The sequence below is a fragment of the Acidovorax sp. KKS102 genome (assembly GCF_000302535.1).
Classification (GTDB): domain Bacteria; phylum Pseudomonadota; class Gammaproteobacteria; order Burkholderiales; family Burkholderiaceae_C; genus Acidovorax.
On the sequence record NC_018708.1, the window covers coordinates 532,174 to 554,010 of the forward strand.

26 protein-coding genes are annotated in these 21,837 nt (G+C 67.5%); 13 read left to right on the top strand and 13 right to left on the bottom strand.

Annotation, left to right across the window (positions count from 1 at the left end; genetic code table 11):
- Positions 1-64 precede the first annotated feature (64 nt).
- Positions 65-1,276 (top strand): M20 aminoacylase family protein, encoded by a 1,212-nt coding sequence (locus C380_RS02450; protein WP_015012304.1) that lies wholly within the window; start codon positions 65-67, stop codon positions 1,274-1,276.
- Between the two features lie 101 nt (positions 1,277-1,377).
- Entirely contained in the window at positions 1,378-2,475 is a 1,098-nt protein-coding gene (locus tag C380_RS02455) for a M14 family metallopeptidase (protein WP_015012305.1), read from the top strand.
- Positions 2,476-2,492: 17 nt separating this feature from the next.
- On the opposite strand, the gene C380_RS25760 is transcribed toward C380_RS02455, so the two are convergent.
- The 4 genes from C380_RS25760 to C380_RS02470 all read right to left on the bottom strand — a co-directional run bounded on the left by C380_RS25760 (position 2,493) and on the right by C380_RS02470 (position 5,871).
- On the bottom strand, positions 2,493-3,029 hold the full coding sequence (locus C380_RS25760) for an IS30 family transposase (protein ID WP_015012306.1): 537 nt from the start codon (positions 3,027-3,029) through the stop codon (positions 2,493-2,495).
- Entirely contained in the window at positions 2,924-3,463 is a 540-nt protein-coding gene (locus tag C380_RS25765) for a helix-turn-helix domain-containing protein (RefSeq protein ID WP_015011973.1), read from the bottom strand. Before C380_RS25765 ends, C380_RS25760 begins: the two co-directional genes overlap by 106 nt.
- A gap of 186 nt (positions 3,464-3,649) precedes the next feature.
- The gene (locus C380_RS02465; RefSeq protein WP_238544066.1) at positions 3,650-4,240 is read right to left on the bottom strand and encodes a DUF922 domain-containing Zn-dependent protease; all 591 of its coding nucleotides are present in this window, start codon (positions 4,238-4,240) and stop codon (positions 3,650-3,652) included.
- Complete coding sequence (locus C380_RS02470; RefSeq protein ID WP_015012308.1) at positions 4,237-5,871, bottom strand: wax ester/triacylglycerol synthase family O-acyltransferase; 1,635 nt, start codon at positions 5,869-5,871, stop codon at positions 4,237-4,239. The genes C380_RS02465 and C380_RS02470 overlap by 4 nt, the downstream gene beginning before the upstream one ends.
- Positions 5,872-6,018: 147 nt before the next feature.
- Between C380_RS02470 and C380_RS02475 the strand changes: the two genes are divergently transcribed.
- Positions 6,019-6,273, top strand: a complete 255-nt coding sequence (locus C380_RS02475) for an acyl-CoA-binding protein (RefSeq protein WP_015012309.1) — start codon at positions 6,019-6,021, stop codon at positions 6,271-6,273.
- Between the two features lie 61 nt (positions 6,274-6,334).
- Here the strand turns inward: C380_RS02475 and C380_RS02480 are convergent, their stop codons facing one another.
- Entirely contained in the window at positions 6,335-7,255 is a 921-nt protein-coding gene (locus C380_RS02480) for a hydroxymethylglutaryl-CoA lyase (protein WP_043565951.1), read from the bottom strand.
- Positions 7,256-7,455: 200 nt separating this feature from the next.
- Between C380_RS02480 and C380_RS02485 the strand changes: the two genes are divergently transcribed.
- Entirely contained in the window at positions 7,456-8,520 is a 1,065-nt protein-coding gene (locus C380_RS02485; protein WP_015012311.1) for an ornithine cyclodeaminase, read from the top strand.
- A gap of 28 nt (positions 8,521-8,548) precedes the next feature.
- Here the strand turns inward: C380_RS02485 and C380_RS02490 are convergent, their stop codons facing one another.
- From C380_RS02490 to C380_RS02500, 3 genes are read right to left on the bottom strand one after another with little or no spacing between them, the layout of a single operon-like run.
- Positions 8,549-9,256: a nitroreductase gene (locus C380_RS02490; RefSeq protein WP_015012312.1), complete on the bottom strand. Its 708-nt coding sequence runs from the start codon at positions 9,254-9,256 to the stop codon at positions 8,549-8,551.
- A 16-nt stretch (positions 9,257-9,272) separates the two neighbouring features.
- The gene (locus C380_RS02495; protein ID WP_015012313.1) at positions 9,273-9,680 is read right to left on the bottom strand and encodes a polyhydroxyalkanoic acid system family protein; all 408 of its coding nucleotides are present in this window, start codon (positions 9,678-9,680) and stop codon (positions 9,273-9,275) included.
- Positions 9,673-10,845 (bottom strand): aminopeptidase, encoded by a 1,173-nt coding sequence (locus tag C380_RS02500; protein ID WP_015012314.1) that lies wholly within the window; start codon positions 10,843-10,845, stop codon positions 9,673-9,675. Before C380_RS02500 ends, C380_RS02495 begins: the two co-directional genes overlap by 8 nt.
- 82 nt (positions 10,846-10,927) lie before the next feature.
- Between C380_RS02500 and C380_RS02505 the strand changes: the two genes are divergently transcribed.
- Positions 10,928-11,602, top strand: a complete 675-nt coding sequence (locus C380_RS02505; protein WP_015012315.1) for a DNA-3-methyladenine glycosylase I — start codon at positions 10,928-10,930, stop codon at positions 11,600-11,602.
- Positions 11,603-11,630: 28 nt separating this feature from the next.
- On the opposite strand, the gene C380_RS02510 is transcribed toward C380_RS02505, so the two are convergent.
- The 5 genes from C380_RS02510 to phnF are packed head-to-tail and all read right to left on the bottom strand — an operon-like array spanning position 11,631 to position 15,397.
- Complete coding sequence (locus C380_RS02510) at positions 11,631-12,830, bottom strand: MFS transporter (RefSeq protein ID WP_015012316.1); 1,200 nt, start codon at positions 12,828-12,830, stop codon at positions 11,631-11,633.
- 39 nt (positions 12,831-12,869) lie between these two features.
- A complete protein-coding gene (gene arsC, locus C380_RS02515; RefSeq protein WP_015012317.1) occupies positions 12,870-13,292 on the bottom strand; it encodes an arsenate reductase (glutaredoxin) in 423 nt (140 codons plus the stop codon).
- Positions 13,289-13,903, bottom strand: a complete 615-nt coding sequence (gene phnN / locus C380_RS02520) for a phosphonate metabolism protein/1,5-bisphosphokinase (PRPP-forming) PhnN (RefSeq protein WP_015012318.1) — start codon at positions 13,901-13,903, stop codon at positions 13,289-13,291. The genes arsC and phnN overlap by 4 nt, the downstream gene beginning before the upstream one ends.
- Complete coding sequence (locus tag C380_RS02525) at positions 13,900-14,628, bottom strand: DUF1045 domain-containing protein (protein WP_043565086.1); 729 nt, start codon at positions 14,626-14,628, stop codon at positions 13,900-13,902. The genes phnN and C380_RS02525 overlap by 4 nt, the downstream gene beginning before the upstream one ends.
- A complete protein-coding gene (gene phnF / locus C380_RS02530; protein ID WP_015012320.1) occupies positions 14,615-15,397 on the bottom strand; it encodes a phosphonate metabolism transcriptional regulator PhnF in 783 nt (260 codons plus the stop codon). The genes C380_RS02525 and phnF overlap by 14 nt, the downstream gene beginning before the upstream one ends.
- 75 nt (positions 15,398-15,472) lie before the next feature.
- Between phnF and phnG the strand changes: the two genes are divergently transcribed.
- The 8 genes from phnG to C380_RS02570 are packed head-to-tail and all read left to right on the top strand — an operon-like array spanning position 15,473 to position 21,789.
- Complete coding sequence (gene phnG, locus C380_RS02535) at positions 15,473-15,985, top strand: phosphonate C-P lyase system protein PhnG (protein ID WP_015012321.1); 513 nt, start codon at positions 15,473-15,475, stop codon at positions 15,983-15,985.
- Positions 15,982-16,632, top strand: coding sequence for a phosphonate C-P lyase system protein PhnH (phnH, locus tag C380_RS02540; RefSeq protein ID WP_015012322.1), 651 nt, complete (start codon positions 15,982-15,984; stop codon positions 16,630-16,632). Before phnG ends, phnH begins: the two co-directional genes overlap by 4 nt.
- Positions 16,633-16,634: 2 nt before the next feature.
- Positions 16,635-17,738, top strand: a complete 1,104-nt coding sequence (locus C380_RS02545) for a carbon-phosphorus lyase complex subunit PhnI (protein WP_015012323.1) — start codon at positions 16,635-16,637, stop codon at positions 17,736-17,738.
- The gene (locus C380_RS02550) at positions 17,735-18,664 is read left to right on the top strand and encodes an alpha-D-ribose 1-methylphosphonate 5-phosphate C-P-lyase PhnJ (RefSeq protein WP_015012324.1); all 930 of its coding nucleotides are present in this window, start codon (positions 17,735-17,737) and stop codon (positions 18,662-18,664) included. The genes C380_RS02545 and C380_RS02550 overlap by 4 nt, the downstream gene beginning before the upstream one ends.
- The gene (locus tag C380_RS02555; RefSeq protein ID WP_015012325.1) at positions 18,661-19,122 is read left to right on the top strand and encodes a GNAT family N-acetyltransferase; all 462 of its coding nucleotides are present in this window, start codon (positions 18,661-18,663) and stop codon (positions 19,120-19,122) included. The genes C380_RS02550 and C380_RS02555 overlap by 4 nt, the downstream gene beginning before the upstream one ends.
- A complete protein-coding gene (phnK, locus tag C380_RS02560) occupies positions 19,119-19,907 on the top strand; it encodes a phosphonate C-P lyase system protein PhnK (RefSeq protein ID WP_015012326.1) in 789 nt (262 codons plus the stop codon). The genes C380_RS02555 and phnK overlap by 4 nt, the downstream gene beginning before the upstream one ends.
- Positions 19,904-20,638: a phosphonate C-P lyase system protein PhnL gene (phnL, locus tag C380_RS02565; RefSeq protein ID WP_015012327.1), complete on the top strand. Its 735-nt coding sequence runs from the start codon at positions 19,904-19,906 to the stop codon at positions 20,636-20,638. Before phnK ends, phnL begins: the two co-directional genes overlap by 4 nt.
- Positions 20,635-21,789: an alpha-D-ribose 1-methylphosphonate 5-triphosphate diphosphatase gene (locus C380_RS02570; protein ID WP_015012328.1), complete on the top strand. Its 1,155-nt coding sequence runs from the start codon at positions 20,635-20,637 to the stop codon at positions 21,787-21,789. Before phnL ends, C380_RS02570 begins: the two co-directional genes overlap by 4 nt.
- Positions 21,790-21,837: the final 48 nt, after the last annotated feature.

Genomic DNA, 21,837 nt, shown 5'->3' on the forward strand with positions numbered 1-21,837 from the left:
TAAACCCGGAGTGGCGCAAGGTCCGGTCCGCGGGCTAGACTGTGAGATCGTAAGGATACATATCATGAACGTTATTGACTCCATCGTCACCCACGCCGCCAGTATTGCAGCGGTGCGCCGGGACATTCACGCCCACCCCGAGCTGTGCTTCGAAGAGGTGCGCACCGCCGACGTGGTGGCGCAAAAGCTCACCGAGTGGGGCATTCCCATCCACCGGGGCCTGGGCAAGACGGGCGTGGTGGGCATCGTCAAGGGGCGCGATGGCGGCGCCAACGGCCGCGCCATCGGCCTGCGCGCCGACATGGACGCCCTGCCCATGCAGGAGTTCAACACCTTCGCCCACGCCAGCAAACACCAGGGCAAGATGCACGCCTGCGGTCACGACGGTCACGTGGCCATGCTGCTGGCGGCGGCCCAGCACTTTGCCAAGCACCGCAACTTTGACGGCACCGTGTACCTGATCTTCCAGCCGGCCGAAGAGGGCGGTGGCGGTGCCCGCGTGATGATCGAGGACGGCCTGTTCGAGCAGTTCCCCATGGAGGCCGTGTACGGCATGCACAACTGGCCCGGCATGCCCGTGGGCACCTTTGCGGTGAGCCCCGGCCCGGTGATGGCATCGACCAGCGAATTCAAGATCACCATCCGGGGCAAGGGCGGCCATGCGGCGCTACCGCACACCGGTATCGACCCGGTGCCGATTGCCTGCGGCATGGTGCAGACCTTCCAGACCATCATCAGCCGCAACAAGAAGCCGGTGGACGCGGGCGTGATCTCGGTCACCATGATCCACGCGGGCGAGGCCACCAACGTGGTGCCCGACAGCGTGGAGCTGCAGGGCACGGTACGCACCTTCACCACCGAAGTGACGGACCTCATTGAAAAGCGCATGCGCCAGATCGCCGAGAACCATTGCGCTGCGCACGACGCCACCTGCGAGTTCGAGTTCGTGCGCAACTACCCGCCCACCGTCAACTCCCCCGCCGAGGCCGAGTTTGCCCGCAAGGTCATGACCGGCATCGTGGGTGAAGAGCATGTGGTGGCCCAGGAGCCCACCATGGGCGCCGAAGACTTTGCCTACATGCTGCAGGCCAAGCCCGGTGCGTACTGCTTCATCGCCAACGGCGACGGTGCCCACCGCGAGATGGGCCACGGCGGCGGCCCCTGCATGCTGCACAACCCCAGCTATGACTTCAACGACGACCTGATCCCGCTGGGCGCGACCTACTGGGTCAAGCTGGCCGAGGAATGGCTGGCCCAGCCTGCCAAAGCAGCCTGAAGCAGCTTGGCGCGCCGTTGATCCTCCTCCACCCGGGCGTGCGCAGCGCGCGTGCCCGGGTTTTCTTTTTGTCTTCCCACTGACTCCTGAAAGCCCTGCCCATGACCGGAATCGTTGAAGCCTTCTCGCCCAGCTACGCCCAGGCGCGCACAAAGTTTCTGGAGGCCGCCGCAGCCGCCGGCCTGTCCATCGAGTCGCACGTCCACCCGCTCAAGGGCCGCGACGGCGAAGACCTGGCCATGGACGTGGTGCGCGACGGCCCGGCCGATGCCAAAAAGCTGCTCATCGTGAGCAGCGCCTGCCATGGCGTCGAGGGCTACTGCGGCAGCGGCGTGCAGGTGTTTGCGCTGCACGATGCCGAGTGGCGCGCCAAGGCGCGCGATGCCGGTGTGGCCACGCTCTACATCCACGCGCTCAACCCGTATGGCTTCTCGCACGTGCGCCGCTTCACGCACGAGAACGTGGACCTGAACCGCAACTTCCAGGACTTCAGCAAGCCCCTGCCGGTGAACACGGCCTACCGCGAGGTACAGCCCCTGCTGCTGCCCGAGCAATGGCCGCCCGGCCCCGAAAACCAGGCGGCGGTGGCGGAGTACATCGCCACCAAGGGCGAGGCCGCGTGGCAGGCCGCCATCTCGCAGGGCCAGCACGAGTTTCCGCAGGGCGTGTTCTTTGGCGGCACCGAGCCCACCTGGAGCAACCGCACGCTGCGCCAGGTGCTGCGCCAGCACGGTGCCGCAGCTTCCAAGATTGCCTGGATCGACCTGCACACGGGCCTGGGCCCCAGCGGCCATGGCGAGCGCATTTATGCCGGCAATGACGACGCCGTGGCCGTGGCCCGCGCACGCGCCTGGTGGGACGGCGGCGGCGCCACGCCGGTCACATCGATCTACGACGGCTCGTCCACCTCGGCCTTCCTCACCGGCCTGATGTGGACCTCGATCTACGACGAGTGCCCCCATGCCGAGTACACGGGCATTGCCATGGAGTACGGCACGGTGCCCGTGCTCGACGTGATGAACGCCATCCGTGCCGAGCAATGGCTCAATCTGCACCCCGAAACTCCGGCTGACAAGGCGGCCCAGATCAAGGCGCAAATGCTGGCGGCGTTCTACACCGACACGGACGTGTGGAAGGGGCAGATCATCAGCCAGGCACGGCAGTCCATGTTCCAGGCGGTGGACGGGTTGATGGGATGAGGCTTCAGGCGGCGGTTTCAACAACGAAGTGCACCAGTCCCCAGTGTAAGTGGGGTCACTTTGTAGCCGTGGAACACCTCATGCGGAGTCTTCCAGCCCAAGCATCTGCGGGGTCGGTGGTTGAGCCGGTACACGGCTTGGAGCACCTCTTGCTCGCTGGCCTTGCCCAGATCGCTGCCCTTGGGGAAGTAGTGGCGTAGCAGCCCATTGTGGTTCTCGTTGAGTCCTCGCTGCCAGGGGCTGTGCGGGTCAGCAAAGTACACCTTCGTCTTCAGGCGTCTGTGCACCCACCTGTGCTCGGCGAACTCCTTGCCGTTGTCCAGCGTCAGGGTGTGGCGGCGCTTGGGATGGGGCCTGAGCATTTCGATGATGGCCTGGCCCACCGGCTCGGCCTGGCGCCGCTGCACACGCTGCGCCAGTGTGTAGCGCGAGCGCCGCTCGGTCAGGGTCACCAGCCCTGCCAGCCCACCCGCACCCGAGACGATGGTGTCGCCCTCCCAATCCCCCAGGCGCGCTCGCTTGTCCACGATGGCGGGGCGCTGTGCGATACCCACGCGATCGCGCAGTTGCCCCGCACCCTGTGTGCCTTGCGCCGGCAATGGCCGCAACGCAGGCGCGGTGCAGCTTGTCCCATGCGGCGCAGCCGGTTGTAGATGCAGGTGTGGCTGATGCGCAGGCGCCTTTCCAGCCCCAGGCGGGCGGCTGCCTGCTGAGGCGACAGGTCCAGCTGCAGATACGACAGCACCAGCTCCCACTGGGCACCGTCAAAGCGCTGAGCGTTGGTCTGGCCGCTTTGGCGCGAGAGAGCCTGTTGATGGGCGTTGTGGGCTTGGTAGGCTGTGCTGGCGTCGCTGTTGCGCCGGATCTCGCGGGCAATGGTGCTGCGGTGGCGCCCCAGGCGCAGGGCTGTCTGTGTGATCGACAGCCCCACGTCGCGCAGGCATTGGATTTGGTAACGTTCGCTTTGGCTCAGATGGGTGTAGTTCATGGTGCACTTGGGTTGACTGGCAGGTCACACAAGTCATCTTCACTTACTTGTCTGGGCCTACCTTTTGGCAACGTGCACTTCGTTGTTGAAACCGCCGGCCAAAATGGCCTGAAGTCCAGGTTTTATAAAGTTATATAGCTATACAAATAATAGCAATGGAACGAGGGGGTAGTGTGCGAAGCCAGGTCAGTCGTCCAGCCGCGCGCCCTGTGTCGCACCGTGGCCGGTGGTGACGTCGAATTGCTTTTCGCGCTCGATATGCTCCTGCAGCAGGGCCTGGCCCAGGGTGTTGGCGTTGCGCTCCAGCGTGGCGCAGTCGCTGGCGGCGGGCATGTCGGCTATGGCACGGTCAATGGCCTGCGCGGCGTCGCGGCCCACCTGTACATGGCCCTGCTCGTGTTGTGACAGGGCCGGCAGATACCGGTCGAAACGGGCTTGCTGTGCCTCGGTGCCACGGCGCAGGTCGGGTAGCTGCACCTCGGTGGTCAGTCGCGTTTTCACCTGCGTGATACGGCAGCGGCCCTGCGGGTCGGGGGCCCACTGGAACTGCCAGCGCACATACCAGCGCGTGTACCCGTGAAACCGCTTGCCATTGACCAGGATAGGAGTGGCCGCGTTCAGCGCGTGGCGCAGCGACTGGTTCGGTTCTGCATGAACGGCGTATTTGCGCTCGGCATGCTCCTCCTGCACCGCAGCCTGGGCACAGGCTGGTCCATACAGTGCCAGTGCGGTGACTGAAGCGCGCAGTAGCGACGAGGGTGGGTGTTTGTGCATCATTCGCCCCAGGGTAGCATCAGCGTGAGCAGCGACAGCTGGTCGAACTCGGGCGCAAAGGCATCAATGATCTGCTGCGGCTCGGGGCACAGCGTGGTGTCGGTGATCACGCCAAACTGTACGCCGCCGCCGTAGCTGAGGATGGAGACCCCCAGGCCGATGTCACCCGACTGCGGCACCCAGAACATGCACTGCGTGACACGTGCGCCGCACAGCGTGAGCTGCTCCTTGGGGCCGGGCACGTTGGTCATCACGGCCGTGGTCTTGCGGCCAAACAGGTTGAGCAGTGCGTCCTGCGCGGGCTTGATCATCAGCCCCGCCACCGCCAGCATGGCGAACGCCAGGATGGGCTGGGTGCTGCCCTTGAGCGCATTCATGCGCTTGCGCACTTCGTACACGCGCTCGATGGGGTTGGCCACGCCAATCGGCAGCACCAGGGGCACCAAGCCAAAGCGGTTGCCCAGCTTCCAGGCCTCCTCCATGGGGCGCAGGTTCACCGGGATCATGGCGCGGATCTCCTGGCCCGTGGGGTCATCGCCCTGGCTGCGCAGGTAGCCGCCGATGGCGCCCGCCACGCACGACAGCAGCACATCGTTGATGGAGCAGTTCAGTGCCTTGCCGATGGCCTTGACTTCTTCGAGCGGGATCGGTGGGCACCAGGCCACGCGCTTGGCGCTGCCGGGTTGGCCCTTGAGGCGGGTGGGGGAGTCGTCTGGCATCAACGCCAGCGCTGCCGCATCGCTGACGAGCTGGTAGGCCACGCGGGCCATGTCGGCCGTGCCCGAGAGCCCATGCTGCATGGCCTTCTCCGGATCGCCCAGCATTTGCAACGACTTGGCCGCGCTGTCGCCTGCCAAGTCCAGCGCCTTCACGGTGAGGCCAGTGAAGGGCTTGATCAGGGCATCCGCAATCCAGTCCTCGGCGGTGGCGGCTTCCTTGCCCGTTCGCGCCTTGCGCTTGGGGGGCTCCGAGCCGCCATCCACCAGCGACATGGTCACCGAGATGAGGGCAATGCCGTCGGCAATGCAGTGGTGGATGCGCACGATGAGCGCGCTGCCTTGGGTGCCGTCGTCGCCCACAAAGTCTTCGATCAGGTGCATCTGCCACAGCGGGCGGCGGGTATCGAGCGGCTGCATGGCCAGTTCGCCCACGCGGTCTTGCAGCGCACGCTGCATGCTGTGGCCTTTGCGGTGGGGCAGCTTCTCGCGCAGTACGTGGGCGGCAATGTCGAAGTTGCGGTCCTCCACCCAGGTTGCGCCTGCCGCATCTTCCACCACCCGCTGGCGAAAGCGCGGGTACTGCAGCAAGCGCTGCTGCACGCGTTCGCAGAGCGCCTCCCAGGTGATGCCGGGCGACAGGGTCCACACGCCGTTGATCATCATCAGGTTGCTGTGCGAGTCCATGCGCAGCCAGGCGGTATCGACCTTGCTCATGCGCTCGCCCGACAGGCCCAGCATGCCGGTGGCCGCGCGGCGCACGTTCTTCTGCACCACGGTGGCGGCTTTGCGAGCGGCGGGGGGCAGGGCCTGGGCCGCCTTGCGCGCCACCTCAGGCCCTTGGTCGCGCAGGGTGCGCAGGGGGCTTGTGCTGTGGCCGGGTGCGGCTTTGCGGGGGGCAGGAATGCGGGTCACCATCAGATGTACACCTATTGTTTGATTTTTGGGGGCTTGCCTCTATGGATTGAGCGGCCCCAGGCCATGCTCAGCCCGTAAGATACAACGCAGCAATCCCTTGCCGACACCGTTCTTTCCCTCCCCCATACAAACCCAAGGAGCACCGACATGGCCGACCTGAACGCCACCTTCGAAGCCGCTGTGGCCAATTCCAAGAACCTGAGCGAGCGTCCCGACAACGCCACGCTGCTCAAGATCTATGCGCTGTACAAGCAAGCCACCGCCGGCGACAACACCGAGAAGAAGCCCAGCTTCTCCGACATGGTGGGCCGCGCCAAGTGGGACGCCTGGGAAAAGCTCAAGGGCACCGGCGCCGACGACGCCAAGCAGCAGTATGTGGACCTGATCACCTCGCTGAGCTGATACGGCAGTACCCCAAAGAAAAAGGCGACCGAGGTCGCCTTTTTCTTTGGTTGCCCCGGGGCTATGCCTTGGTCCACCCCTTGGGCAGCCCCGCCTCCGGCGTCATGCCGTAAATGGGCTCGCTCGGCAGCCCCGCCTGCAGCGGCGCGCGGGCGGCCATCAGGCGCTCCAGGTCCACCCCCGTGGTGATGCCCATGGCCTCAAACATGAACACCAGGTCTTCGGTCACCACATTGCCCGACGCGCCCGGTGCATAGGGGCAGCCGCCCAGCCCGCCCAGCGACGCATCAAAGGTGCGCACCCCCACGTCGTAGGCCGCCAGGCAGTTGGCCAGGCCCAGGCCTCGGGTGTTGTGCATGTGGGCCGCCCCGGCCTTGGCACCCAGCTCGGCGCGCAAACGCGTGAACAGGCGGCGCACCTGGGCCGGGTTGGCCATGCCGGTGGTGTCCGACAAGCCCACCTCGTCGGCACCCGCCTCGGCACACAGGCCGGCGAGCCAGATCACATCGTCCTCGGGCACTGCGCCCTGCAGCGTGCAACCAAAGGCGGTAGACAGCCCCACCTCCACCAGCATGCCAGGCGCCTGCGCGTCGCGCAGCTGTGCCACGGCGCGCACCTCTTCGACCATGGCCTCGCGCGTCTTGCGCACATTGGCCAGCGAATGGGCGGCGCTGGCCGACACCGGCAGCGTGACCTTGTGCACCCCGGCCGCCAGCGCGGCCTCGGCCCCACGCAGGTTGGGCGCCAGCGCCATCACGGTGATGCCAGGGTGGGTGAGCGTATGGCGCACCACCTCGGCCACATCGGCCATCTGGGGCAGCAAGCGGGCGGGCACGAAGGAGCCGACCTCGATCTCCCGCAGGCCCGCCGCCACCAGCGCGTCGATCCAGCGCAGCTTGTGGGTGGTGGGCATGGTGGCCTGGACGGACTGCAGGCCGTCGCGCGGGCCGACTTCGCTGATGAGGATTTCTGGGGACGTCATGGTGCGGGGCAAATCAAGCGGCAGAGGATAGCGCGTGGGCTGCGCCAAACGCAGCCCTGGGCTTTTGAGCAAAGTGGCAATTTTGGCTGGCATACCGGCAAACCGCCCTGCAATAGGCGGCAGTTTGGGCGATTCCCATTGTTTTTGCGCTTCGGGACACTGGCTGCAGACGCATACATCGGCACCCGGAGACCCACACCATGGCTACCCCCCAGCACTTTTCCACCCTGTACCTCAGCGCCCCTGATGTGATCGCGCTGGTGCAGCGCAAGGGCATCGAGGCCTGCCTGCGCGGCATCTCCGACTACATCCATGATGACTTCTTGCGCTGGGGCGCCTTCGACAAATCCGCACGGGTAGCCAGCCACTCGCGCGACGGCGTGATCGAACTCATGCCCATTGCAGATGGGCAGACCTATGCATTCAAGTACGTCAACGGCCACCCCAAGAACACGCGCTGGGGCCTGTCCACGGTGATGGCGTTTGGCGTGCTGGCCGATGTGTCCACGGGCGCGCCGCTGCTGTTGAGCGAACTCACCCTCACCACCGCGCTGCGCACCGCCGCCATGTCGGCCGTGGCCGCACGGGCCTTGGCCCGCCCCGGTGCCCGCACCATGGCGCTGATTGGCAACGGTGCACAGAGCGAGTTCCAGGCGCTGGCCTTTCACCATCTGCTGGGTATCGACTCCCTGCGTTTATTCGACACCGATCCGGCTGCAACGGCCAAGCTGCAGGCCAACCTGCAAGGCACGGTGGGCCTGCGCCCCGTGGCCTGCACCAGCACGGCCGAGGCCGTGCGCGGCGCCGACATCGTGACCACGGTGACGGCCGACAAAACCAACGCCACCATCCTCACGCCCGGCATGCTGGCCCCCGGCATGCACATCAACGCCGTGGGCGGCGACTGCCCCGGCAAGACCGAGATGCATGCCGACGTGCTGCGCCAGGCCCAGGTGTTTGTGGAATACGCGCCGCAAACGCGCATCGAAGGCGACATCCAGCAACTGCCGCCTGACTTTGCAGTGACCGAGCTGTGGCAAGTGTTGGCGGGCCAGCATGGCGGGCGCGCCAGCGATGCGGCGGTGACGGTGTTCGACTCGGTAGGCTTTGCGCTGGAGGACTTTTCTGCGCTGCGCTTCTTGCGCGACGCGGCGGCCGAGCTGGGCATGGGTCAGCCCATCGAACTCATCCCCCAGCTGTCAGATCCCAAGAACCTGTTTGGGTTGCTGCATACACGCAGTCCCCTGCTGCGCGTTGTGGCCTGACGCCCGTCAGGTCCCGCCTCTCGGCGTCTCAGTCCTTCCACACCACGCTGCTGGCCGGGTCGGCGCGGGTGGTGCGGAAATGGTTGGCCGGCTGGGCTGGGTCTGCCATGCCGAACGAAATGCCGCAGACAATGCTGCGGTCCTCGCCAATGCCCAGCACGTCACGCAGCACGCCAGGGTAGGAGGCCAGCGCGGCCTGCGCGATGGAGCCCACGCCCAGGCTGTGCGCGGCCAGCATGAAGTTGCTCACATACGCACCGCAGTCCACCGCGCCGTACACGCCCAGGGCCTCGTCGCTGGTGACGATGGCCACATGCGGCGCACCAAACATGGTGAAGTTCTGCGCCGCCTGGCGCGCCGAAGCTTCGCGGTCGCCCTTGGCAATGCCCAGGGCTTCGTACAGGCCCCAGCCACATTCGCGCCGCCGCTCCTGGTACACGCCCCGGTACTCGCGCGGCCAGGGCAGGTCGGGCTGGGGTGCCGCGGCGAGCATGTGGGATTGCAGGGCGCTGCGCAGACGCGCCAGCGCAGCGCCGCTGGCAATGGTGAGTTGCCAGGGCTGCGCGTTGCACCACGAGGCCGTGCGCTGCGCGGCGGCCAGGATGGCTTCGATGGTGCTGCGCGGGAGCGGCTCGGGCAGAAAGGCGCGGCAGCTGTAGCGGGTGTGCAGCAGCGTGGAGAGGGTGTCAAATGCCGGGCTGTGGGCGTTGTTGGCCTCGTTCGCGGTGGATGTCATGGCGGGGCCCCTGCGGCTAGGCCTTCTTGGCCTTGGCGGCAGGCTTGGCGGCTGCCTTGAGGGCTGGCTTGCCGGCATCCGTGTCTGTCGCCGCTTTCTTCTTGTCGGCCGCTGGCTTCTTGGCACTGGGGTGCGGTGCATTGAGCAGCGCATCCAGCTGTTCGCCAATCTCGGCCTCGATGCGGTCCTTGAAGGCGCCCAGCAAAAAGCCCAGCTGGGCCTTCATCTCGAACTGATGGGCATCCACCAGCAGCGTGCCTTTGACGCCAGTGCGGGTGAAGGTGAGCAGGTCTTCCTTCTCGCCCTCTTCGTAGGTGCATTCCATATCGAATTTTTCTTCGGCCTTCTCGGCCCAGGAGAAGGCGACCTTGCGGGCTTCCTTGAAACCCAGATGGTGTTCGCGGTGGATATGAATGTCAGGCACCGGCTGTCTCCTTGAGGTGTTGCGGGTCAGGTAAAAGGGCGCGCAGGGCCTCGTGCCGCTCGGGCCGGGGCTGCTGCGTCAGTTGTCGTACGGCATCATAAAACCGGGGCCAGCTGCGGCCCTCGCGTTCAAACAAGGCCTCGAACGCGGGCACCAGTTCGTCGTAGGCGGCCTGGGCCGCAAAGCTGGCGTTGTTGGCCTGGGCCACCCAGCGGTCGTAGCCGGCCACCTGGGCGGTTGTGGCCCGGGGCGGCGTGCCGCCGGGCGCGTCCAGCCAGCGTGCGCGCAGCGCGGCATAGTCGTTTCGGAAAGCCTTCATTGCTTCTGTTTTCATAGCATTCAGCGCATGATCCTCTAGCGCTTGAAGCTCTTTTTGCTCGTAAATGGCCGCCAGGCGGGTGCGTGTGGCCCGGGTGAGCGCGCGGAAGGCGCTGCGCCGCGCCTCGCTGGTGGCATAGGCTTCGCGCGCGGCGGGGGTGGATTGCGTGGCCAGCCACTGCGCCACGCCGAGGCGCTCCACCGCCGTGGCAAAGGACTCGTTGAACAAGGTGTCGTTTTGGGCGTAGACCACCTGGTGCGCCAGCTCGTGGAACAGCAGGCGCACAAAGTCGCCCTCGGGCCAGGCGATGAAGGTGGACAGCAGCGGGTCGCCGCCCGCCCAGTTCATGTAGCCCAGCGTGGAGTACGCGGGGACGCCGTACACCTCCACCTCCAGGCCCTGCGCGGCCAGCTCAGCGGCTTCGGCCTGAGCTGCGGCCTCGGTGAAGTAACCCCGGTAGCCGATGCAGCCTGTGACCGGGAAGCACCAGGTGTGCAGCGTCAGCGAATAGGGCGGTGCAGCCACCACGTTCCACACGGCGGCGGAGCGCTTCAGGTCGGCATAGCGGCGGTAGCTGGCGTTGTCGGGCAGGCCGAGTTCGGTGACCGCAAAGGCCCGCGCACGTTGCGCCAGCTGCAGCCGCTCGCGCAGGGCGGGCGAGATGTCTTTGCGCGCCACCCAGTCGTCAATGGGTTCTGCGGCATGCATGATCTGCATGTGCCCGCGCAGCGATTGCCAGTAGTAGCCCCAAGCGTTGGAGGGGCCGGTGGTGCTGGCGCAGCCGCCCAGCACCAGGCAAAACATCAGGCTGAAAGTGACCCGCAGGCGGGAAAGTGGCTCACGCATGCAGTGCAGTTTATGGGCAGATCGGGCCCTTTGTCTCCGCCCTGTCAGCAGCCTGGCTGTGGTGGTTTCTAGAATGCCGCGCATGATCCCTCCGACTGCTCAAGACCCTGTTCGCCCACCCGCACTGGCCGACGGCCTGTTTGCTGACGAAGCCGGTTGCCCGCGTTGCTCCTGGTGCCAGGCCACGCCGCTGTACCGCCACTACCACGACACCGAGTGGGGCTTCCCGGTGGCGGACGACCGCCGGCTGTTCGAGAAGATCTGCCTGGAGGGTTTTCAGTCGGGCCTGAGCTGGCTCACCATCCTGAACAAGCGCGAGGGCTTTCGCGCCGCGTTCGCCAACTTCGACGCCGAGCAGGTCGCGGCCTTCGGCCCGGCCGAGGTTGAGCGCCTGGTGCAGGACGCGGCCATCGTGCGCCACCGGGGCAAGATCGAGTCCACCATCAACAACGCGCGCCGGGTGCTGGAGCTGCGGCGCGAGTTCGGCTCGCTGGCGCACTACGCCTGGCGCTACGAGCCCGCCGCCACCGACCGGCCCGAGCGGCTCACGCGCGAAGTGGCGCGCACCCTGTCCACGTCGCCCGCGTCGGTTGCCATGTCCAAGGACCTGAAGAAGCGTGGCTGGAGTTTTGTAGGCCCGACCACGGTGTACGCCTTCATGCAGGCCATGGGGCTGGTCAACGATCACCTGGAGGGCTGCCATTCGCGTCCCGCAGCGCTCGCGGCGCGCAAGGCGTTTGTGGTGCCCCGCGGCTGACTGATGGATCGACGGAGCGATAGCTCGTTCAGGCCCGCGCCACAGGCCGCAGCAGCCACAGCGCTGCCAATGCAGCCAGTCCCAATAGTGTGGTGAGCCATAGAGCGGAGGCGCCAGCACGGTCCAGCGCCATGCCGAACAGCACCGGTGCAAACGCCTGCGCCACACGGGCGGGCACCATCATCAGGCCCTGGCGCGCGCCGTAGCCTGCGGGGCCAAACAGCACCAGCGGCAGCGTGCCCTTGGCAATGGTCAGGATGCCGTTGCCCGCGCCATGCAGCAGGGTGAACACCGCCGCCGCAGGCCCGCCCAGCACCATTAGCAGGCCCGCGCCCACGGGGTGTGCAGCGGCGGCCAGCTGGGCCGACAGCAGCGGGTGCAGGCGGCGCAGCAAGCCAAACTCCAGCAGGCGCGCCGCCACCTGGGCCGGGCCTACCAGCGCGGCCATGGCCACAGCCGCTTGCAGCGACGTACCGCTGGCCTGCAGCAGGCGCGGCAGGTGGGCCGCCATGGCGGTGCTGGTGAACCAGGTGACGGCAAATACAAAGGACAGCAGCACAGTGGTGCGCAGCGGGTGGGCGGCAGTGGACGGGGAGGGTTCAGCCGGTTCCGAGGCTGCCGCCACAGGCTCATCCGCCGAAGGTGGGGGCGGTTTCTTTGCAGTGTCGGCGCGTGGCAGCCAGCCGTTGAGCGGCACGCCCACCAGCAGGTGCAACGCCGCCCAGCCCGCGCAGGCGCCCCGCCAGCCCCACTGCGTCTCCATCCAGGCCGACAGCGGCCACCCCACGGTGCTCGCAAACCCCGCAATCAGCGTGATGCCGGTGATCGCGCCGCGTGCGCCCTGGCCGTACAGCCGCACCAGCGTGGCAAACGCTGCCTCGTACAGGCCCGAGCCCATGGCCACACCCATCAACACCCAGGCGGCAAACAGACCCACCGGGCCTTGCGCCAGCGCCATGCCCACCAGGGCAACTGCAAACAATAGGTTGGTGCCCACCAGCACCGGGCGGCCGCCGTGGCGGTCAATGGCCCGGCCCGCGAAAGGCCCGAGCAGCGCCGACACGATGAGCGCCACCGAAAACGCCGCGAACACGGTGGGTGTGGCCACACCCAGGTCGTGCGCCATGGGCGCGGCCAGCATGGCGGGCAGGTAGTAGGACGAGGCCCAGGCCAGGGTCTGGGCCGTGCCCAGGCGCGCCACGGTCCAGCGTTGCGAGGCGGCGCTCATGCCGCGCGGTGGGCCATGGTGGGCGCGCGCGACGTGGTCTCAGACACGCTGGCCCTGCGCGTTGATGACGACCTCGCCATCCTCCTTGGTGAAGGCACCTTTTTGTAGCGCGGGCAGGATGTCCAGCACCTTCTCGGACGGGCGGCACAGCCGCGTGCCCAGGGGCGTGACCACGATGGGGCGGTTGATGAGGATGGGGTGCTGCAGCATCGCGTCGATGAGCTGGGCGTCGGTGACGCCCGGTGCGTCCAGCTGCAGCTCGGTGAAGACCGCTTCCTTGGTGCGCACAGCGTTGATCACCGGCTCGCCGGTCGCCGCAATCAGCGCCACCAGTGTTGCGCGGTCGGGCGGGGTTTTCAGGTATTCAATGACCTCGGGCTCCACGCCGCTGTTGCGGATCATGGCGAGGGTGTTGCGGGACGTGCCGCACTTCGGGTTGTGATAGATCGTGATGGTGGTCATGGCGTGCTGGAAAGTAGGGGAGCGATGGGCGAAAGTTTGCCACTGCGCCGGGGCCAGCCTGGCAAATGCTCCAGCGCGTTCAGCAGCCGCTGGCCCGCATCGCCCAGCGCGCCGTCGTTGTGCACCTCCAGGCTGGCGGCTCCGGGGGGCGGGGTATAGGCCAGCGCGCGCTGCACCCGGGCCTCCACCTCTTCGCGCGTCTCGCGGCCGCGCGACAGCAGGCGCTCGCGTAGCACTTGGGGGCTGGCGGTGATGTGTACGGCCACCAGGTCCGGGAACCGCGCCAGGGCCTCGGGCAGGTAGGCGCGCGAACCATTGAGCAGCACCCAGTGGCCCTGCACCAGCGGCGCCAGTTGCGCATGCCGCACGCCGTAATCCAGGCCGTTGGCATGCCAGTGCAGGGCAAAGGCGTGCTCGCTGCACAGCGCTGCAAACGCTTGGGGCGAAACGCTGTCGTGCGCTTCACCTCCGGATGTCGCGGCACGGCTGATGGTGCGCTGCGCCCAGTGCACGGGGCAAGGCTGGGGCAGGTGCGTGCGTAGCCAGTCCAGAAGGCTGTCCTTGCCCGCTCCCGATGGGCCCATGCAGTAGACCAGCCGACCGGTGGTCATGCGCCCATCTCCAGGTGGTCCAGCAACACAAAGTCCGCGCCCGGCGTGGGCTCTGCGAACAAGGCGAGGCTGTTGAATTTGAGGATGGGCAGGTCGGAGAAGAACTCCTGCGCGGCTTCGAACACCAGCGACTGCGTGGGTGCGTCTACCTGCGCCAGGCTGCCGGTGAGCGACATGTGGAATCGGAACTCGTCCAGCACAAACGGGTAGCCCCATTGCTGCAGCAGCGCGTCTTGCCGGGCGGTGAGCACCGCTGCACGGCGCCGGGCCAGGTCGGCGTCGGACAGGGGCGCGGCCAAGGGCTGCAGCGCGGTCACGCAGGTGGCAGCGGTTTCCTGGATCTGCGCATTGGCGGGGTGCAACGCCGGGGGCACCAGCGCCAGAAAGTCGTCGATGCGCTGCACCTGCAGCGGCGGCAGCACAAAGGGTTGCAGCCCGCGCGCCACCTCCTGCACGGCCTGGTGCAGCGTGATCCAGTCGGTGCCGGGCGCCAGCGCAAACGGTGCCTTGAGCGTGGCGTGCCAGCCGTAGCGGCGGGGTGCTGCGGTCAGGCGGTGCAGCGTGTCGGCCGCCACGCCGTCGATGGCGAGCTGCTGCAGCGGCTGCAGCAACGCAGCGCAGCGTCCCAGCCAGTGGCTGCCGGCCAGCCAGCCCAGGCTGCCCGGGTTGGGTGCGAAATAGACCGCATAGCGGTGGTGGGTGGGTGGCATGTCAGGCGTGTTCATTGTGGTCAATCGTCAGTTTCACGCGGTCGCCCGCAAACCAGGCACGGGCCCATTCGATGGGTGTGCCTGCCAGGTCCACGTTCAGGCTCTCCACCTGCAGCACGGGGCGTGACGTGGGCTGGCGCAGCTGGGCGGCCACTTCGGGGCTGGGCAGCTCGGCGGTGATGCGGCTTTCGCGGCGCGTGTAGTCGGCCACGCCATGGGCGGTGAAGCCTGCGGTGATGGAGCCTGTCTCGCGCACCACGGCCGCCAGGTTCTCGAAGCGCGGCAGGGGAAAGTAGCGCTCGCTGATGTGCAGGGGCTGGCCCTCGGCGTCGCCCCGCACGCGCAGCGCCAGCAGCGGGCTGCGCGCGGGCACCTGCAACGCCTTGGCCAGCGCCACCGTGGCGCGCGTGGTCTGGGCCTGCAGCACCACCAGGCTGCCGCGCAGTCCCGCCTGCGCCAGGCCCTGCTGATGGCGCGTTCGCTTGCCCAGCACCAGGTCCACCGCAAAGTCTTCCACATAGGTGCCGCTGCCCTGCGTGATGCGCACCAGCCCCTGGCTGCACAGGCTGGCGAGCGAGCGGCGGATGGTGTGCCGGTTCACGCCGAACTGCTCGGCCAGCGCGTGTTCCGAAGGCAGGCGCTGGCCGGGCGGGTAGACGCCGCTGCCGATGGCCTCGGCCAGCTCAGCGGCAATCCGCGTCCAGAAACTGTCGCGCGCAGGGCGCAGTGGGGGTGCATTTGGGGCCTGCAAAGGAGGCGGGAGAGAAGTGGTGCTGGCTGTCATGAAACCTACATGCGCGCTCTTTAAGCTGGCGCCAGTTGTTCAATTTGTCTATACAACTTTCAGGGTACCACTTCCATGTTTCAAGCCTTTGACAACCCGGGGCCGGGCCGCCCCCTGGGCCGCGCGCAGTGGATGGCGCTGCTGGCCCGGGCGCCGCTGGGGCTGCTCGAATCTGCCTTGCATGAGCATGCCACGCGCCCCGCGCGCTGGCTGCGTGCGCCCGAGACCGGCTTGATGATGGTCCAGGGCCGCGCTGGCGGCACCGGTGAGCGCTTCAACCTGGGCGAGGTCACCGTCACCCGCTGCGCGCTGCGCGTGGCCGACGCATCGGACGCTGCCGAGGCCACTGTGGGCGTGGCCTACGTGCTGGGCCGATCGCACCGCCAGGTGCAACTCGCGGCCCTGGCCGATGCGCTGCTGCAAGACCCTGTTCAGCAACCGGTGCTGGACGCACAACTGCTCGAACCCATCCGCACCCACCTGCGCACCACCCAGGCCGAGCGCCAGGCGCGGGCCGCCAGCACCAAGGTGGACTTTTTCACCGTGGCGCGCGAGAGCGGTACCGACAACGACGAGGACACCGAATGAGCAAGAACCCAGTGACCCCTTTGGCATCTCTGGGTGCCGGATTCTCGAACGAAGCCTTTGGTAGCCAGGCGGTGTTTCGGGCCGTGTTGCAGGCGCTGTCGCACCCCGGACGCACGGTGGCCGTGGAACACGACGCGCAGACTCCCGCCGTGGGGCATGCCGCATCGGCGGCCGTGCTGCTGGCGCTGCTCGACAGTGACTGCACGCTGTGGCTTTCGCCGCGCCTGGCCGCCAGCGATGCGGGTGCGTGGCTGCGCTTTCACACGGGCTGCACCTTGGTGAGCGAGGCGGCTCAGGCTCGCTTTGTGTGGGTGGCGCAAGGCGACGTGGTACCGCCCCTCGACAGTCTCGAACTGGGTACCGACATCTACCCCGACCAGTCCGCGACGTGCGTGGTCGATGTCCTGCGCGCCAGGGCCACCACGACAGATTCCGAAGGTGCTTGGTACTTGCGCGGCCCCGGCATCCAGGAGGTGGCGGCCTTGCAGTTGGGCGGCTTGCCCGACGACTTCGAGACCCAGTGGGCGGCCAACCAGGCAATGTTTCCGCGCGGGGTGGACTTGTTGCTGGCCACTGCAGACCACATCGTGGGTCTGCCACGCACCACGCGGGCAACGCGCGGTGCCACTGCTCTTCAGGAGGCTTGAGTATGTACGTAGCCGTCAAAGGCGGAGAAGCCGCCATTCTCAACAGCTACCAGCTGCTGGCGCGCCAGCGCCGGGGCGATGTAGCACAGCCCGAACTCTCGGTGCCGCAGATCCGCCAGCAGCTCAAGCTGGCGGTGGACCGCGTCATGACCGAGGGTTCGGTCTACGACCCCGAACTCGCCGCGCTGGCCATCAAGCAAGCGGCGGGCGACCTGGTGGAAGCCATCTTTTTGCTGCGCGCCTACCGAGCCACGCTGCCGCGCCTGGGCACCACCTGCCCGCTGGACACCAGCCGCATGGCGCTGGACCGGCGCATCTCCGCCACCTTCAAGGACCTGCCCGGCGGGCAGGTGTTGGGCCCCACGTACGACTACACGCAGCGACTGCTGGACTTCAAGCTGCTGGCCGAAGGTACGGTGACGCCACCTGCCGCTGTGGCTGCTGCGGTGCCACCCGGCCCCACGCCGCGTGTGGTGGATCTGCTCAACCAGGAAGGCTTGATCGAAACCCGCCCCGTCCCCCCAGGCGACCCCGCGCCCACCGATCTGACCCGCGAGCCGCTGCGCTTCCCCGCCAACCGGGCCACGCGCCTGCAAAACCTGGCGCGCGGCGACGAGGGCTTCCTGCTTGCCATGGCGTACTCCACGCAGCGCGGCTACTCACACTCGCACCCGTTTGTGGGCGAGGTGCGCCTGGGCACGGTGGCGGTGGAGATCGTGCCGGAAGAGCTGGGCTTTGCCATCGACATCGGCGACATCGAGATCACTGAGTGCGAGATGGTGAACCAGTTTGCCGGCAGCAAGAGCCAGCCGCCGCAGTTCACGCGTGGCTACGGCCTGGCGTTCGGCCACAGCGAGCGCAAGGCCATGGCCATGAGCCTGGTGGACCGCGCCCTGCGTGCCGACGAGCTGGGCGAGCCCGTCGAGTCCCCCGCGCAGATGCAGGAGTTTGTGCTGGGCCACAGCGACAGCCTGGAGGCCTCGGGCTTCGTGCAGCACTTGAAGCTGCCGCACTACGTGGACTTTCAGTCCGAACTGGAGCTGGTGCGCAAGATGCGCGCCGCTGCCGCCCAACCCTCAACCCCTATCGATGAGGACGCCGCATGAACGCGCCCATGGAATCCGCTGTGATGGGCCTGCCCGCCGACGCCGCGCCGGTGGACGGCCACTTCAACTTTGCCTACCTGGACGAGCGCACCAAGCGCATGATCCGCCGCGCCATCCTCAAGGCCGTGGCCATCCCCGGCTACCAGGTGCCTTTTGGCTCGCGCGAGATGCCGCTGCCCTATGGCTGGGGCACGGGCGGCATCCAGGTCACCGCGTCCATCATCGGCCCGCAGGACTGCCTCAAGGTCATCGACCAGGGTTCGGACGACACGGTCAACGCGGTCAACATCCGCCGCTTCTTCGAGCGCACCACAGCCGTGGCCACCACCACCCGCACGCGGGAGGCCACGCTGATCCAGACGCGCCACCGCATCCCCGAGACGCCGCTGGCCGAAGGCCAGGTCATCGTCTACCAGGTGCCCGTGCCCGAGCCCATGCAGCGCCTGGAGCCGCGCGAGACCGAAACGCGCACCCTGCACGGCCTGGCCGAGTACGGGCTCATGCACGTCAAGCTCTACGAAGACATTGCGCGCTACGGCCGTATCGCCACCACGTACGACTACCCGGTGCTGGTCAACGGCCGGTACGTGATGGCGCCATCGCCCATCCCCAAGTTCGACAACCCCAAGATGCACATGAACCCCGCGCTGCAGCTGTTTGGCGCGGGCCGCGAGAAACGCATCTACGCCGTGCCGCCCTACACGCCGGTGGAGAGTCTGGGGTTTGAGGACCACCCCTTTGAAGTGCAGCGCTGGGACGCCGCGTGCGCGCTGTGCGGCGCCACCGACAGCTTTCTGGACGAGGTCATCACCGACGACCAGGGTGGCCGCATGCATGTGTGTTCCGACTCGGACTACTGCCAGGAGCGCCAGGCAGAGCGGGTGCAGCAGGCCGAATCGGCGGTGGAACAAGGCGGCGCCGCATGAGCCCCGTGCACATTCGCGAAGCCCGGCAGGCCGACCTGGAGAGCGTGCTGGCGCTGTATGCCGCCATTGAAGACAGCTCCGCCGACGTGCTGACGCTGGAAGAGGCACAGGCCGTGTGGGCGCAGTTTGCGCGCTACCCCAGCTACCGCCTGTGGGTGGCCTGCGACCCCGCGCAGCACGGCGCGGTGGTGGGCACCTATGCGCTGCTCGTCATGCACAACCTGGCGCACCGGGGCGCGCCCTCGGCCATCGTCGAAGACGTGGTGGTGGCACAGGACCAGCAGGGCCGTGGCATTGGCCGCCAGATGATGGCCCACGCCGTGCAGCAGGCGCGTGAGGCGGGCTGCTACAAGCTTGCGCTCTCGTCCAACGCCCGCCGCAAGGACGCGCATGCCTTCTATGAATCCCTGGGCTTTGCGCAGCATGGCCTGAGCTTTGTTGTCGAGACCCTCACATGAATCACCCCGAACCTTCTGCGCCGCTGCTGAGCGTGCGGAACGTCAGCAAGCGCTATGGCGACCGCGTGGCGCTGCAAGGCGCATCCTTTGACCTGTGGCCCGGCGAGGTGCTGGCCGTGGTGGGCGAGTCGGGCTCCGGCAAGTCCACGCTGCTCAACGCCATTGCCGCGCGCAGCGCCCCGGACGAAGGCACGGTGCAGTTCCGACAGCGCAGTGGCGAGCTGCAGGACATCTATGCCATGACCGAAGCGCAGCAGCGTCTGCTGGCCCGCACCGACTGGGGCTTTGTGCACCAGAACGCTGCGGACGGACTGCGCATGGATGTGTCCGCCGGTGCCAATGTGGGCGAGCGCCTCATGGGCCTGGGCGAGCGCCACTACGGCCGCCTGCGCGCCACGGCCATGGAGTGGCTGCAGCGCGTGGAGATCGACGGGGCGCGCATCGACGACGCACCGCGCACGTTTTCGGGCGGCATGCGCCAGCGCCTGCAGATTGCGCGCAACCTCGTCACGCAGCCCCGCCTGGTGTTCATGGATGAGCCCACCTCGGGCCTCGATGTGTCGGTGCAAGCGCGCCTGCTGGACCTGCTGCGCCAGCTCACGCGGCAGATGCAGCTGGCGGCCATTGTGGTCACGCACGACCTGGCCGTGGCGCGCCTGCTGGCGCACCGCATGGTGGTCATGCAGCGCGGCCGTGTGGTCGAGGCGGGCCTGACCGACCAGGTGCTCGACGACCCGCAACACCCCTACACCCAGCTCCTCGTTTCTTCGGTACTGCAGCCATGAACCAGCCTCCTTCCATTGCGCCCATCCTCCAGATGCAAGGGGTGGCCAAGCGCTTCACCCTGCACCACCAGAACGGCATCGAACTGCCCGTGCTCGCCCAGGTGGACCTGGCCGTGCAGCCGGGCGAGTGCGTGGTGCTTGACGGCCCCTCGGGCATGGGCAAGAGCACGCTGCTCAAGATGATCTACGCCAACTACCGGGCCAATGCCGGCCGCATCACCGTGCGGTCGGCCGATGGCACCGTGGTGGACGTGACGCAGGCCACGCCGCGTGCGCTGGTGCAGCTGCGCCGCGACACCGTGGGCTATGTGAGCCAGTTCCTGCGGGTCATCCCGCGTGTGTCGGCCCTGGATGTGGTGGCCGAGCCGCTGGCCGAAGACGCGGGCGACGACCCTGCGGGCATCGAGGCCGCGCGCCAGGAAGCGCGCCGGTGGCTGACCCGCCTGCGCATTCCCGAGCGGCTGTGGCACCTGCCGCCCGCCACGTTCTCCGGTGGCGAGCAGCAGCGCATCAACATCGCCCGCAACATGATCAAGCCCAAGCCGCTGTTGTTGCTGGACGAGCCGACTGCATCGCTCGACGCGGCCAACACCGAGACCGTGATTGCCATGATCCGCGAAGCCGTGGCGCGCGGCGCGGCCCTGGTGGGCATTTTTCACGACGCGCAGGTGGGTGCCGCTGTGGCCACGCGCCGCGTGAATGTGGGTGACTTCCGGGGGGTATCGGCATGACCGCGACCGTGTTCAAAAACGCCCGCATGGTGCTGCCGGGCGAAGTGGTGTTGGGCAGCCTGCAGGTGGATGCTGGGCGCATCGCGTCGGTGGACGGCGGTGGCACATCGGCGTTGCAGGGCATTGACCTGGGCGGCGACTACCTGCTTCCGGGCCTGGTGGAAATTCACACCGACAACTTCGAGCGCCACCTCATGCCGCGCCCCAAGGTGCAATGGGCCGAGATGCCCGCGCTGCTGGCGCACGACGCCGAGATTGCGGCCGCAGGCATCACCACGGTTCTGGACGCGCTGGGCGTGGGTGAGGCCGATGTGGACAGCTTGCGCGGCAGCGCCTGGAATCGCGTGCTCGACACCATCGACACCTGCACCGAGCGCAACCTGCTGAGGGCCGACCACCACCTGCATGTGCGCTGCGAGCTGCCCGCACCCAATACCATCGACCTGTTCGAGCCGTTTCACGGGCACCCGCGCCTGTCGTTGATCTCACTGATGGACCACACCCCAGGTCAGCGCCAGTGGGAGAACATCGAGCAGGCGCGCACCTACTACACCGGCAAGAAGGGCTGGAGCGCCGAGAAATTCGAGCGCCAGGTGGCGCACGCTGCCACGCTGCAGGCGCAGTACGCCGAGCCACACCGTGCGTACTTTGTGGATTACTGCCGCACGCACGGCATCTCGCTGGCCAGCCACGACGACACCACGGTGGCCCATGTGGAGCAGGCCCATGCCGAAGGGGCCGCGATGTCGGAGTTCCCGACCACACTGGCCGCAGCCCAGGCCGCGCACGAATGTGGCTTGCTCACCGTGATGGGCGGGCCCAACGTGGTGCGCGGTGGTTCGCATTCGGGCAACGTGGCGGCGGCCGACCTGGCGCGCAGGGGTCTCTTGGACATCCTCTCGTCCGACTATGTGCCCGGCAGTCTGCTGAGCGCGGTGATGCGGCTGGTGCAGGACGACATCCTGCCCTTGCCACAGGCTGTGGCCACCGTCACCCACAACCCTGCCAAGGCGGCGGGCATGCTGGACCGGGGCGCGCTGGCGCCCGGCCTGCGCGCCGACCTGGTGCAGGTGCACATGGCCGAGCTGCCCGATGGCGGTCGCCAGGCCGTGGTGCGTGGGGTGTGGCGTGAAGGGCAGCGGGTGCTGTAGAGCGCGTGCAAGTCTTTCCTGACATCCAAACTTCTCCCAACTGTCAAA